Source organism: Pseudomonas sp. OE 28.3 (genome assembly GCF_014268205.2).
Lineage (GTDB): Bacteria > Pseudomonadota > Gammaproteobacteria > Pseudomonadales > Pseudomonadaceae > Aquipseudomonas > Aquipseudomonas edaphica.
On the sequence record NZ_CP077082.1, the window covers coordinates 2,376,579 to 2,390,094 of the forward strand.

The following is a 13,516-nucleotide window of genomic DNA, read 5'->3' on the forward strand; positions in this document are numbered from 1 at the left end:
CGGCTCAAGTCCAGTAGGTGGAAAACATGCCCAGGCGCCGTTTAAGCGCGTTGGGCAAGTGGCGTTCAAGGTGGCCGAGGCGATAACCCAGCAATTTAAAGGCGCTGCGCACCACCACTTCCGGCGCGCGGTGCAGCGCGTTGGCCTCGCGCAATGCGCGCAGTTCGGCCAGCACATAACGTTTACCTTCGCCGCCGGCGTCGCCGAACGCCTGGCGAATCCACGCCTCGCGGCCGTAGAACACACCGATATCGAAGTAGCGCTTGAACTCGTCCAGCAAGCGGTAATCATGGGAGTGATACACCTGCGCGCTGGCGGCGTAGCGCACCTGGTAGCCGGCCAGCAACATGCGTGCGGCGACGTAGGCGTCTTCGCTGCCAATCACATCCTGGGGAAAACCACCCACCGCCTGCAGGGCGCTGCGCCGGTACACCGAAAACGAGTCGGAGCTGAAGCAGGTCTTGATCCCTAGCTGCGGTGCATCGGCCAGGCTTTTGCTGCGGCTGGCCGCCGGGTAATTGAAGTGCCGCGACTGTGCCCCCAGCACCCCTGCACCGGGGTGCGGCAGTTGCCGGCCGTAGGCCACGCCATTGAGCGGCTCCCGTTGCAATTCGGCGATCAGGTTGGTGAAGGTCTCGGCCGTGGCGGGGATCGCGTCCTGGGTCATGACGATCAAAGCGTCGCCGCCCACCTGTTCACTGGCCCAGCGCCGTGTGCCGCCGTGGTTGAAGTCGCGGGCATCAATCACCTCCACACGCGCGCCAAACTCGCGAAAGCGCGCCACGGTGTCATCGCTCGATGCGCTGTCGACCACCAGCATCTCGTCCGGTTGCAAGGTCTGCATGCGCAGCGCTGGCAGCAGGCGGTCCAGATGGCTGGCCGCGTTGCGGGTGGGGATGATCAGGGACGTGCGCATCAGGGTTTCACTTCCACCGGAGCGCGGCCGTAGATGTCGTCATAACGCACGATGTCGTCTTCGCCCAGGTACTCACCGCTCTGTACCTCGATCATCACCAGGTCAATGATGCCGGGGTTGGTCAGGCGGTGTTTGTGGCCGGCGGGAATGTAGGTGGACTCGTTCATGTTGAGCAGGATCTCGCGCTCGCCATTGGTGATCATCGCTGCGCCGCTGACCACTACCCAATGCTCGCTGCGGTGATGGTGCATTTGCAGGGACAGCGAGCCTTTGGGCTTGACCACAATGCGCTTGATTTTGAAGCGCGTGCTTTCTTCCAGCACCGTGTAGGTGCCCCACGGGCGGGTGACCGTGCGATGCAGGCTGAACGCCGGGTGATTCTGGCGCTTGAGTTCGGCGACGATATAGCGCACGTCCTGGCTGCGGTGGGCGTCGGCGATCAACAGTGCGTCCGGGGTGTCGACGATGATCAGGTCGCGCACGCCCACTGCACCGAGTACCCGCTTGGGCGAGTCGATGTAGCAGTTATGCACGTCGTGCAGGATCGCCTCGCCATTGATCTGGTTGCCATTGTCATCACTGGGGGTGAGTTGGCGCAGCGCTTCCCAGGAGCCGATATCGCTCCAGCCAATGTTGCAGGGCACGACCGCGACCTTTGCGGATTTTTCCATCAGGGCCACGTCGATGGAGATGTCCGGCGCGGTACTGAAACCTTCCGGGCTCAGTTCACGCTGGCGACTGCTGCTGTTCTGCAGGCTCTGGCTGTGCTCGAGTGCGGCCTTGGCAGCCTCCAGGACTGCCGGGGCGTGGCTGGCCAATTCTTCCAACAGGCTGGCAGCCTTGAAGCAGAACATGCCGGCATTCCACAGGTGCTTGCCGCCGTCCAAATAGCCTTGGGCGGTGGCCAGGTCGGGCTTCTCGACAAAGCGCCGGACCTGAAACCCGGCCCCTAACGCTGCGCCTTGTTCGATATAGCCAAAGCCGGTTTCGGCACGGTCAGGCTGAATGCCGAAGGTCACCAGGTAACCGGCCTCGGCCAGTGCGCGGGCTTTTTCTACCGCTTGGGCGAAGGCCGCTTCATCAAGGATCAGGTGGTCGGCGGGCATCACCAGCAACTGCGCTTCAGCGCCGAAATGCTCCTGCACATGCAAGGCGGCCACGGCGATGGCGGCGGCGGTGTTACGTCCAAACGGCTCCAGCAGCAGCTCGAGGGCCAATCGCTGGGTGTTCACCGCGCGGTAGTCGTCGAGGGTGCGAAACAGCAGGTCGCGGTTGGTTACCGTCAGGATGCTCTCCACCCCTGGCAAGTGGCTGGCGCGCAGGAAGGTCTTTTGCAGCAGGCTCTGGTCGTCGCGCATGCGCATGAAGGGTTTGGGCATGTTCTGCCGCGAAACCGGCCACAGCCGCGTGCCCGAACCACCGGAGATGATGCACGGGATCAATCCGTTAAGAGGGTTCATCAATAGACTTCCTTGGTGGAAAGGACGGCCGGAACCGTCATGAAAACGATGTACAGATCCAGCCACACCGACCATTTAGCGATGTATTCCAGGTCGTATTCGACTCGCTTCTGGATTTTGAACAGGGTGTCGGTCTCGCCACGGTAGCCATTGATCTGTGCCCAGCCGGTGATGCCTGGCTTGACCCGGTGGCGTGAGCTGTATTCGCTGACCGCTTGCTCGAACGGAACCCCGGCGGCCTTGGTGGCCGTGGCGTGAGGGCGCGGGCCGACCATCGACATATTGCCCAGCAGCACGTTGAACAGTTGTGGCAGCTCATCGATGCTGGTCTTGCGAATGATCCTGCCTACCCGGGTGATGCGCGGGTCCTGGCGTGTGGTCTGGTTCTCGGCGTTCAGGTCGGTCTGTTCGACGTACATCGAGCGGAACTTGAACACCCGGATCAGGTTGTCGTTGTAGCCAAAGCGCTTCTGGCGGAACAGCACCGGGCCCTTGGAATCGAGCTTGATCGCGATGGCCGTCGCCAGCATCACCGGTGACAGCAACAACAGGCCGATGCTGGCCAGCAGCAGGTCTTCGCAACGCTTGATAAAGGGCGACCAGCCGCGCAGCGGCAACTGCGAGGTATTGAACATCAGGATGCCGCCCACATCGGTGATGCGGTTATGCCCATAACGCAAGGCAGCCATGTCGGGCACCAGCATGACGTTCACCGACATCTGCCGCAGGCGCTTGACCAGCCCGTTGATACGCTGCTCGGCGGCCCAGGGCAGGGTGATCATGACCTGGCTGACCTGTTCGGAGCGGATCAGCTTTTCCAGGTCGCGGGTATTGCCCAGCAAGGGCAGGCGGCTCAATTCCTTGGGAATGCGCTCGGTACGGTCGTCGATAAAGCCGATCAGGCCGGAACGGATATCGCTGTTGCGCGACAGGTGTTCAGCCACATGCACCGCCGTCTCGGTAAAGCCCAGGATCACCGTACGTTGCAAGAACTTGCCGTTCTTCATCAAATGGCGATACAGGCGCAGCATCAATATCCGCTCCACGCCAAAAAGCACCAGGCTCATGGAGAACCAGGCCGTCAGGTTGCGTGGGCTCAACTGTGGGAACAGCAGCAGGATCTGGTACATGAACAGCAAGATGCAAAACGCCGAGACCCAGGCCACCAGCATCACGCGAAAACGCAGGCGATTGCTGAACAGATCCTCGGAGTACACCCCCAGGGCCTGGAACAGAATGATGGTCAAGAGCGCAAAGAATACCAGCAGGCCCAGGTAGTGGTTGCGCATGTGCTCGGCGACAGGTTCCGGGTAGAACAACAGGATAATTGCCGGCACCACAGCAGTGAGGCCGTGGATCAGTTTGACGAAGACGACAAAAAACTCAACGAAACCGGGACGAGTCAAAAACAGGCTATCGACCGACGATTTACCGCGCATAGATCAGATCCTCAATACACCACCAGAACGTTCCTGTTCGTTTTGCTCATCCATAAGGCAGGTTTGCTTTACAAGTGGTGCAAATCGAACAACTGCAGTTGCTGGGTAATACGTAATGCCTGTTCAGACGCAGGAATTTACGGAATGATGGCTAAATAGTGGCTTCCTTGAGGTTCCGTGTCAATGTTTTGGCTTTTTTCCGCCGTCGCCCTCAATGGCTCTCATGAGACCCATGGTATGACGATTTATTGACATTAGAGGCCGTGTTTTCAGAAAAATCGAGAATCGATGATGGCTTTTTGGAGTGTAGGAACAAACGTGGGGATTTGCCTGCCAGCGAAAAAAGCTTTTTTTGACATAAGCAGGGCGGGGGAAGGGGGGTTGTCGAACCAGAGCCGGCTTGCCGGCTCTGGTGCAAGGACTGGTGATGTTTAGAAGTTGCCTTTGAGGCTCAGCGTGAGGTTGCGCGGCTCTCCATAAAGATTACCCCAGCCTGAGGTACCCACGGTCTGGTAGTAGTTTTTATCGAACAGGTTGTTGCCGTTGAGCGCCACAGTCCAGGTGTCGTCCACCTGATACGCAATGCGCGCATTCCACAACGCATACCCGGCCTGCTCCAGTTTGATGGTTTGCAGGCGGTAGTTACTGCTCTGGGCGTTGACCCCTGCGCCAACTGTCCATTTTGACAGGGCACCGTCCAACTGGTAGTCGCCCCATAAACGCAGCATATGCCGGGGTACGTAGGTGTTGGACACCGCGCCTTCGGCTGCGCTGTCGATGTTCTTCAGGTTTTTGGTTTGCGTGTAGGTGTAGCCGCCAAACACTTGCAGACGTTCAAGCAATTCGCCGCTCAGCTCGGCCTCGACCCCTTGGGCGCGAACTTTGCCAGTGTCGGTGTAGCAGTAGCCGTCGGAGGAACTGCCGCAGCGGGTGATGAAATCGGTTTGGGCGGCGTTTTTTTCGATGGCGCGAAACAGCGCCAGGGAACTGTTAAGGCGCCCGTCAAACCATTCGCCCTTGATACCCAGCTCATAATTCTCACCCATTTTCGGCTTGAGGGCCGAACCGCTGACCGTGGCGTAGGAGCTTTGTGGCTGGAAGATATCGGCGTAGCTGGCGTACACCGAAAGGTTGTCATTGAGGTCGTAGATCAGCGCGGCAAACGGCGTGACCACCCCGGTTTCCTTGGTGCGCGCATCCTGGTCGGCCCACTCGCCCCAAGCCAGGTTCAAGGACTCACGGCGGTTTTCATACCAACTGACGCGACTGCCGAGAACCAGCATCAACGGTTCGGCCAGGCGCAGGCGCAGGGTGCCGTAGGCGCCGTATTGGGTGGCGGTTTCCTTGACCGTACCGCCCCGGTACATATTCGGCCAGAAGGTGTCGTTGGCCGGCTCCGGGAAGTGGTGGTCGGGTTGATAGATGCTCTGGCGAGTCGGCAGATTCCGGATCGCGTAGACGTCGTCCTGAGTGCCACGGCTGCCGTTGGCGCCGATGATCAGTTCATGCGCCAGGCCGAAGGCTTCGAACTTGCCGTCCAGGTAGGCGTCGAGGCCGAAGTCCTTGTGATCGTAGTCCATCAGCGCGGCGTAGGAATTGGCCGTGGGCGCGGGATCACCATAGGCGATAGTGCCTTCGCTGGCGGCGTACTTGGTGTCTTGCAGGTTGCGGCTATGCACGGCGGCGACCTTGAGTTGCCAGTCGTCGTTGAAGTGGTGGGTGAGGTCGGCGAAGAAGGTGACGCGCTGGCTTTGCCAGTCGTTCCAGGATTGGCCAAGGCAGGTGGAGCGGCTCAATTTGGCGCTCTTGCCATCCTTGTAACGCGGTAGACCGCCCCAGCACGGGCTGGCGTCGATGTCTTCGTAGCTGGCGCCCAGCCCCAGGGTGGTGTCGGGGTTGAGGTCGACATCCAGCGCGGCGTAGAAGGCCTGGTCCTTGCGTTTGGAAATATCCATGTAGGAACCGCGATCCTGCTGGCTGAATGCCGCGCGGCCGCGCACGGTGCCGCTGTCATTCAAGGGGCCGCCGGTGTCGACGTCGGCCCGGTAGTTGTCCCAGGTGCCAGCGGCCAGCGACAGGCTGGAGGTCGGCTTGGCCTGGGGGCGTTTACGCACAAAATTGACGGCACCACTGGCGGTACCGGCACCCTTGAGCATGCCGGCTGCGCCCTTGAGCACTTCCACGCGGTCGTAGATCGCCATGTTGGCGCTGAAACTGTCGGCCTGTACGTAGTCTTTGCCCATGTCCAGCGGTACGCCGTCGTACTGGTATTGGCCGAGCATCTTGAAGCCACGGGAATAGAAATATTTACCGCCCATGGGGGATGCGTAGGCGGTGATTCCCGGGGTGTGTTCCATCACGTCTTCGATGGTGGTGAGGTTCTGGTCGTCCATCAGTTGGCGGGTCATCACACTGACCGATTGCGGTGTTTCCCGCAGGCTGTGTTGACCTTTACCGATGGTGACCGCGCCCGTGGTGTAGGAACCGCTGCCATCGGTGGTGGCACCCAGACGCTCGCCGGTGACGGTGGTGGCGCCCAGGTTCAGCGCGCCGGTCTCGGCGATGTGTGGCAATAGCAGCCAAGTGCTTGCGCCTTGACGTTGTGCCTGCAAGCCGTGGCCACGCAAGAGTTCGCCCAAGGCTTGCTCGCGCTCATAGCGCCCGTTCAAGCCTGGGCTCGACTTGTTGGCGACGCTGGTAGCGTCGTAGGACAGGCTGATGCCGGCCTGGCGGGCGAACTGGTCCAGCACGTTGGCCAGCGCACCTGGGGCAATCTGCCAATCGCGTGCCTGGGTGTCGTTGGCGAGTGTTTCGGCCATCACGGCCAGCGGCAGGGCGCCGTCGCTCAGGCAGGCGCCCAGCAGGGCGGCCTGCACCGCGCGCTTGAGGGGGGAACGTTGGGAAGGGAACGCTTGCATGACCGCGGGATGCTCCTTTAAGGAAGTGAACAGAACCGGCCTGTTGATCGGCCTTTCCTTACAGGTCGAGCGGCAATGAGAAACAACCTCATTTATTTTTTATGCACTAAGCGCGGGACGTAACCGTCACCCAATAACGGCTGCGATAGGTGACGTTGACCGCCAGCGACTGCGCCACCAGGTTGAGCACCTGGTCGGTGTCATCCAACTGGTAAGTGCCCGATACGCGCAACCCGGCCACGGCCTCGCTGCAGCGCACCAAACCGTTGCGGTAGCGGCTCAGCTCGGCGAGGAAATCATCCAGGCGCATGTTGTGGGCGCTGATCACGCCGTCGCTCCAGGCCCAGGGATCCAGGCCGTTGGCGATCGGTGGGCGCAGGTGGGTGCGGTCGAACAGCACCTGTTCTCCGGGGTTGATCAGTTGGCGCGCGCTGCTGTCGTACAGGTCGGCATACACCGCCACGCTGCCTTGTTGCACGGCGAGCAACGTGCCTTGGCCTTCTTCGCGTACCAGAAAGCGCGTGCCGAGGGCACGCAGGTAGCCGTCACGGGTTTGTACCCAGAACGGTCGACTGTCGGCGCCGGTGTTGATCAGCATTTCACCCTGGCGCAGGCGGACCCGGCGCCGTTCGGTACTGAGCGCAACGTCGATCGCACTGGCGCTGTTGAGCTGGATCTGGCTGCCATCGTTGAGTGTCACCCAACGACGCTCACCGGTGGCGGTGCGGTAGTCGGCCATCAACACCGGCAGGGGCGTGTGGTCGCGCCCGAGCCAGGCGAGGCCGGCGGCGCCGGCAAACAGGCCCAGCACCTTCAAGGTGTCACGGCGACTGATGCGTTGGCGTGCGCCGTTGAGGGCATGGCGCCCGGCACCGGCGGGCACGTGGCTGAACTCATCGCTCATGGTGGCCACCCGTTGCCACACCCGTTGGTGCTCGGGGCTGCTCTGCAGCCACTGTTCGAACGCAGCAGTGCTGACGTCATCGGCGATGTTGAAACGCAGCCGGATCATCCACTGGATGGCCTGGTCGACCAGGCGCGGGTCAAAGTTCGGCATAACGTAACCGGTAGCAGGCATGCAGGGCTTTGGCCAGGTCGCGCTCAACCGTGGCCTTGGACACGCCCAAACGCAGGGCAATTTGTGCGCAGGTCAGGCCGTCCAGTTGCGCCAGCAAAAACGCTTCGCGCACTCGTGGCTTGAGCTGGTCGAGCAAGCGGTCGATGCGCTCCAGGCTGTCAAGGATCAACCGGCGGGTTTCTTCCGACGGCACATCCACTTGCGGGAAGTGCGCCAGGCTTTCAAGGTAGGCGCGCTCCAGCTCGCGGCGCCGGTACTGGTCGATCATCAGGCTGCGCGCAATGCTGCTCAGGTAGGCGCGCGGTTGTTGCAAGGTCTGTTGTTTGCGCGCGTTGAGCAGCCGCACAAAGGTTTCCTGCGCCAGGTCAGCGGCATGTTCACGACAGCCCGTACGCCGGCTCAACCAGCCGCGTAACCAGGAAGAATGGGCATGGTAGAGCTGGCCGATAGCGGAAGAGTCCAGAGGATGGTCGCTCAACAGGGGCATCCTGACGCAGGGTATTATTGATAATGTTTCGCATTCTAATCGTTGGTTGTGGCAATGAGCAATCACCCGACATGACCGTTGGCGAAGAATGTATCCAGCACAATTTTTTGTTGCCGCACGGCGCGCCGTTTAATCTGCAGGCTTTCTCTGGTGGAGGGCTTGAGCATGATCGACCTTGCAACCCTTGCGGTGTTTTCCGGCGCTGTTTTGCTGTTGCTGCTGTCGCCGGGGCCGAACATGGCGTTTGTGATCAGCCATGGCGTGAGTTATGGCTGGCGCGGTGGCGTGGCTTCAAGCCTGGGGATCTGCGTGGCGGATTTGCTGTTGACCGCCTTGACGGCCAGTGGGGTCACCGCCTTGGTCGCCAGTTGGCCGCCGGCGTTTGATTTGATTCGTTACGCCGGGGTGATCTACCTGCTGTGGCTGGTGTTCAAGACCTTGCAAAAAAACACCGGCCTGGACATGAGCCAGGTCCGGCGCGTGCGTTTAGGGCATGTGTTTGTGCAGGCCATGCTCAACAGTTTGCTCAACCCTAAGGCGTTGCTGTTTTTCATGGTGTTCCTGCCCCAATTCGTCAGGCCCGAGGCCGGCTCCATCGCCATGCAGCTGTGGGTGCTGGGCGGCGTTCTGACCCTGATCGCCGGGGTTTTCCACGCCTTGCTGGGCATTTTTGGCGGGGCGATAAGCCGAGTGTTTGCGGGCAGCAGCCACAGCGCCAGGCTGCAGAAATGGGGCCTGGCGACCGTGCTGACGCTATTGGCGGCGCGGTTGGCGTTTATGTCCCGGCCTGCCTGACCCACCGCCATTACAGCACTACCGCCACAGAATTTGCTGCGCAGGTGCCATCAGCCCAACCGCGCCGCCGCCCGCGCCACAATTTCACCGCGCACCCGACGCGATTCCGCCGTGCGCTTGTGGGCTTCTTCCAGCACATGTTCAGGCGCGGTGCTCGGGCTGCCCGCGTCAAACGGCGGTGCCGGCGCGTATTCGATCTGCAACTGCACAAGCTGTGCGGCGGCTTCACTGTACAGCTCGGCGGCCAGGGTCAGTGCGAAATCGATCCCCGCAGTGATCCCGCCACCGGTGAACAGGTTGCCGTCACGCACCACGCGCGCTTGCACCGGGATGGCGCCCAGCGGGGCGAGCAGGTCGTGGTAAGCCCAATGGGTGGTGGCTTTACGGCCGCGCAGCAAACCGGCCGCGCCGAGCACCAGTGAGCCGGTGCATACCGAGGTCACGTAGCGGGCGGTCTGCGCCTGGGCTTTGAGGAAGTCGAGTGTTTGCGGGTCTTCCATCAAGGCACCGACGCCGGAGCCGCCGGGCACGCACAGCACATCCAGGCGCGGGCAGTCGGCATACGTCATGGTCGGAGTGAACACCAGTCCGGTGCTGGAGGTGATCGGTGCCAGGTCTTTCCACACCAGATGCAGCTTCACATCCGGCAGCGACCCCAGCACGTCATAGGGGCCGGTAAGGTCAAGCTGCTGGATACCGGGGAACAACAGAAAACCGATCTGCAAGGTCATGAATCAAGCTCCGATAAAGGGGTGGACGGCTTCACTGTAGAGGCCTATGCTTTGGCGAATACGCCATTGAGCCCACAAATCACGCCAATCATGACCCGGATCATCCACGTTCTCGCTTTTGAAAATGCCCAAGTGCTCGACGTGACCGGGCCGTTGCAGGTGTTCGCCTCAACCAATGACCTGGCGCGCCAGCGCGGCCTGCCGTTGCCTTACGCGGTTTCGGTGGTCGCCGCGCAGGATGCGCCGGTGATGACCTCCGCTGGCCTGGCGTTGGTGGCCGAGCCGCTGCCCGCGCTGGATACACCCTGCGACACATTGGTGATCGCAGGCGGCTGGGGCGTGTATGGCGCTGCCGAAGACCCCGCGTTGGTGCAGTGGGTGCGCGAAAAGGCCAGGCACACACGGCGCATGACGTCGGTGTGCACCGGGGCTTTTTTGCTCGCCGCCAGCGGCTTGCTCGACGGCTGCCGCGTGGCCACCCACTGGACGCGCTGTGAAGAGCTGGCGCGCAAGTTTCCCGCGCTGACGGTGGAGTCCAACCCGATCTTTATCCAGCAAGGTGCGGTGTGGACCTCCGCCGGTGTCACCGCCGGCATCGACCTGTGCCTGGCCCTGGTGGAAGAAGACCTGGGCCGCGCCGTCGCCCTTGAAGTGGCGCGGCATTTGGTGGTGTTCCTCAAGCGTCCGGGCGGGCAATCGCAATTCAGCGCGACGTTATCGCTGCAAAAGGGCGACAGCCGTTTTGCCGACTTGCACGCCTGGATGGCCGAAAACCTTACCCTGGATTTGAACATCGCCACGTTGGCCGCTCAGGCTGGCATGAGCGAGCGCAGTTTTGTGCGCCACTACCGCACCGAAACCGGCCAAACCCCGGCACGCGCCGTCGAACTGATCCGCGTGGAAACGGCGCGGCGGCAGTTGGCCGACAGCACGGCGTCCATCAAACGCATTGCCGTGCAGTGCGGGTTCGGCTGCGAAGAAACCTTGCGCCGCAGCTTTCTGCGCGCGTTATCGGTGACGCCCCAGGCTTACCGCGAACGCTTTTCGCCGGTGTCGTGAGCGAGCAGTTCAAACAGCGCCTCAAGGGTCACCTGCGGCGCTTCCTGGAACACATTGTGGCCAACGCCCGGCAACACCTGGCGCCGATACTCGCCGCTGAAGCACGCCACATCGTCGTCCTCGACCGGGGCCGGGCCGACGCCATCATCGGCACCGCACAGCGAAATGCTCGGCACCGAGATCGGCGGTTGCAGCGCCAGTGCCTGTTCGATCGCTTCCAACGCCGGGTCGCCGGGGGCGTACATGAAGCGATGGCGATAGGAGTGAATGACCACCTCGACAAAATCCGGGTTATCAAATGACGGCGCGGTCTTGGCGTAGAGGCTCGGCCCTTCGGCCCAGGTCGGCGACCACAGCTTCCACAGCAGCTCGCACAGCTCGCGGCGATTGGCAGTCAAACCGTCCACACCGCGCTGGGTGTGAAAGTAAAACTGATACCACAAGCGATGCTCTGTCTCGGGCGCACCCGGCTTGAGTGAGTTGGCGATGTCCTGAATGTTATAGCCATCTCCCGTCACCAACCCACGTACGCGCTCGGGCCACAGCGCGGCGACGATACACGCGGCGCGGCCACCCCAGTCATATCCCGCCAAAGTGGCTTGCGGGATGTGAAGGGCATCCATGAAGTCCAGCAAATCCTTGGCCAACGCCGCCTGTTGGCCGGAGCGCATGACCTGCTCATTGATAAACCGCGTCGGGCCATAGCCGCGCAGGTAAGGCACCAGCACGCGGTAGCCACGCTCGGCCAGCACCGGCGCGATGTCATCGTAGCCACGCGGGTCGTAGGGGAAACCGTGCAGCAGGATAATCGGCGCGCCGCCTTCGGGGCCGTGGGCTTCATAGGCCACGTCGAGCATGGAGGTGCGCACGTAGAGCAACTGGGCGAGTGGGTTCATGGTGCAAATACCAAATGATTGATCGAACGATAGATACCTGTAGCGAGCGAGCTTGCTCGCCACAGGTCAGGGTCAGGCCAACGTTGCTGGAACTCTAGCTCAAGCCGATGACGGTGCATTGCACGCTTGAAGTCAGTTGCCTGACTTGTCTAGCCCGTCGGTTGCGGTGCGCCAGTCTGGGACGTGAATGAGGATGGAAATGATGGGATTCAACCGAACACCACCTGTTGCCAGTGGGTTTCGCTGATGATTGCGATGGGAACGCCGCTGTTTCGCAACGCCACTGCTTTCTTGATTTTCGTACCGTAGGAACTGTGGAGCCACTGCTCATTGCCAATGCTGCCCACCACCAGGAAATGGACTTTTTTACTAACAGAGTTTCCGATCACGCCTCCTCGTTCGAGTACGAGCGACTCGCAGTCTTTGCGAGGACCGTATGCCATGACTCCTGTAAACAGGAAAACCCTGCCCTGCCAATCGAGCTCAGGAACCGGGTCGTTCAACGGCAGGCTGCTAACGCCTGTCGTGCGCTGAGGTGCCCCAATTGGAAGGCCCGAGAATTGATGCAGCATTTCCAATAGCTCGTTCGACTCATCTTCATCCAGCACACCGTCGCTCAGCATATTGGCGAGACGTTGATAAAGAATGTTAACGACCGGATCTTCAAGTTGTATCAGATGGGTCTCTATCCAAGTTTTGAGAAACTCGGCTTCCCTTTGGTTGATTTTGCCATCAGCCGTCAAGCCGGCGGTAATCCCGACCAATGCATCGGCAGAGCGTCGGTCAATACGTGCCTGGTGAAAGAAAATGCTTCGCTCGAATTCCTTATGAAGATCCATGCGTCCTGCTCCTTAACCTTCAGATTCCGTGGTCTGATTGATGTACTTCGCTTTGTCGGGCGTGAACGTAACCATCATGTGAGTACGCGAGCACGTTTTAGGGACCTCCTGCGCAGGGTCAATATCCAGTTGCCAGTGCCCGACCAACCTCCCAACATTTGATCAAGCCTTTATCGTAGCTTTCCCACGTTTCGCTGCAGCTCAATATAGGTCGGATCGGTGTGCTTACATCTCTTTCAATACGTAGGATCATATTCATTCCTTGAATATCAGGCGCGTTAAGTGGCATCGGTATCGTTATAGGCCTCTCAGTGGTTGTCTATACACTCTTGCGCCAATAACCCCAGCACCCTCAGGTCATGCCGCTGGCCATTCCAGAACCCTGCGTCTCGTAATGTGCCTTCGGTTTTAAAACCCAGGCGTTTCAATAGCGCTAGAGAAGCAGTGTTCTGCGGGTGCACCAAGGCTTCGACGCGATGCAACTGCATATGCTCAAAGCCCCAATCGAGCATGGCCTGCAAGGCTTCGCTCATCAAGCCCTGCCCACGAGCAGCAGGTGCCAGCTCGCAGGACAAAGCGCAACTGTTCCAGGCGCGGTTCCACTTGAACAGGCCGCAGCTGCCGATCAATTTGCCTTGGTGTTCAAGGCCCCAACGTGTGCCTGGGTTTGGGTGGGTGCGCCACTGGGCGAACGTTTCGATCAGGGCTTCGGCCTGGGGGAGGTCAGTCATCGGGTCGACGCCGAACCAGCGCATGCTCGCGGCATCCGCGTGGATGGCGAACAGCGCGGGGGCGTCGCTCACTTGCAGTTCTCGCAGGTGCAGGCGCGGGGTAGCGAGGGCAGGAAATCCGCTCATGGCGCTAGTGTCGCGAAAACCGGCTCGCGATCAATGATTTT

Annotated in this window: 12 protein-coding genes and 1 pseudogene; 2 read left to right on the forward strand and 11 right to left on the reverse strand. The window is 60.8% G+C overall.

All coding sequences use genetic code 11. From position 1 onward, the window contains the following. Positions 1-4: 4 nt before the first annotated feature. The 6 genes from HU759_RS10855 to HU759_RS10880 form a co-directional block, all read right to left on the reverse strand. The gene (locus HU759_RS10855; protein ID WP_017135333.1) at positions 5-916 is read right to left on the reverse strand and encodes a glycosyltransferase; all 912 of its coding nucleotides are present in this window, start codon (positions 914-916) and stop codon (positions 5-7) included. Beyond that, positions 916-2,376, reverse strand: coding sequence for a mannose-1-phosphate guanylyltransferase/mannose-6-phosphate isomerase (locus HU759_RS10860; protein WP_017135332.1), 1,461 nt, complete (start codon positions 2,374-2,376; stop codon positions 916-918). The genes HU759_RS10855 and HU759_RS10860 overlap by 1 nt, the downstream gene beginning before the upstream one ends. After that, complete coding sequence (locus HU759_RS10865) at positions 2,376-3,815, reverse strand: undecaprenyl-phosphate glucose phosphotransferase (protein ID WP_017135331.1); 1,440 nt, start codon at positions 3,813-3,815, stop codon at positions 2,376-2,378. Before HU759_RS10865 ends, HU759_RS10860 begins: the two co-directional genes overlap by 1 nt. Before the next feature lie 431 nt (positions 3,816-4,246). Beyond that, positions 4,247-6,733: a TonB-dependent receptor gene (locus tag HU759_RS10870; protein ID WP_170040662.1), complete on the reverse strand. Its 2,487-nt coding sequence runs from the start codon at positions 6,731-6,733 to the stop codon at positions 4,247-4,249. Positions 6,734-6,839: 106 nt separating this feature from the next. Then, on the reverse strand, positions 6,840-7,790 hold the full coding sequence (locus tag HU759_RS10875) for a FecR domain-containing protein (protein WP_170040663.1): 951 nt from the start codon (positions 7,788-7,790) through the stop codon (positions 6,840-6,842). Next, positions 7,777-8,292 (reverse strand): sigma-70 family RNA polymerase sigma factor, encoded by a 516-nt coding sequence (locus HU759_RS10880; protein WP_170040689.1) that lies wholly within the window; start codon positions 8,290-8,292, stop codon positions 7,777-7,779. Before HU759_RS10880 ends, HU759_RS10875 begins: the two co-directional genes overlap by 14 nt. Before the next feature lie 171 nt (positions 8,293-8,463). Here HU759_RS10880 and HU759_RS10885 point away from each other — a divergent pair, with 171 nt between their 5' ends. Next, the gene (locus tag HU759_RS10885; protein ID WP_170040664.1) at positions 8,464-9,093 is read left to right on the forward strand and encodes a LysE family translocator; all 630 of its coding nucleotides are present in this window, start codon (positions 8,464-8,466) and stop codon (positions 9,091-9,093) included. Positions 9,094-9,143: 50 nt separating this feature from the next. Here the strand turns inward: HU759_RS10885 and inhA are convergent, their stop codons facing one another. After that, a complete protein-coding gene (gene inhA, locus HU759_RS10890; protein ID WP_170040665.1) occupies positions 9,144-9,824 on the reverse strand; it encodes an isonitrile hydratase in 681 nt (226 codons plus the stop codon). Positions 9,825-9,914: 90 nt separating this feature from the next. Between inhA and HU759_RS10895 the strand changes: the two genes are divergently transcribed. Further along, the gene (locus tag HU759_RS10895) at positions 9,915-10,883 is read left to right on the forward strand and encodes a GlxA family transcriptional regulator (RefSeq protein ID WP_017135325.1); all 969 of its coding nucleotides are present in this window, start codon (positions 9,915-9,917) and stop codon (positions 10,881-10,883) included. On the opposite strand, the gene HU759_RS10900 is transcribed toward HU759_RS10895, so the two are convergent. The 4 genes and pseudogenes from HU759_RS10900 to HU759_RS10910 form a co-directional block, all read right to left on the reverse strand. Continuing rightward, positions 10,853-11,779, reverse strand: coding sequence for an alpha/beta hydrolase (locus tag HU759_RS10900; protein ID WP_099550087.1), 927 nt, complete (start codon positions 11,777-11,779; stop codon positions 10,853-10,855). The genes HU759_RS10895 and HU759_RS10900 overlap by 31 nt on opposite strands. 209 nt (positions 11,780-11,988) lie before the next feature. Next, complete coding sequence (locus HU759_RS10905) at positions 11,989-12,618, reverse strand: BRCT domain-containing protein (RefSeq protein WP_169987014.1); 630 nt, start codon at positions 12,616-12,618, stop codon at positions 11,989-11,991. Positions 12,619-12,630: 12 nt separating this feature from the next. Then, positions 12,631-12,871: pseudogene (locus HU759_RS29825) on the reverse strand (hypothetical protein). Positions 12,872-12,926: 55 nt separating this feature from the next. Next, positions 12,927-13,475 carry a GNAT family protein gene (locus HU759_RS10910; protein WP_186618181.1) on the reverse strand — a complete coding sequence of 183 codons (549 nt, stop codon included), beginning with the start codon at positions 13,473-13,475 and terminating at the stop codon, positions 12,927-12,929. Positions 13,476-13,516: the final 41 nt, after the last annotated feature.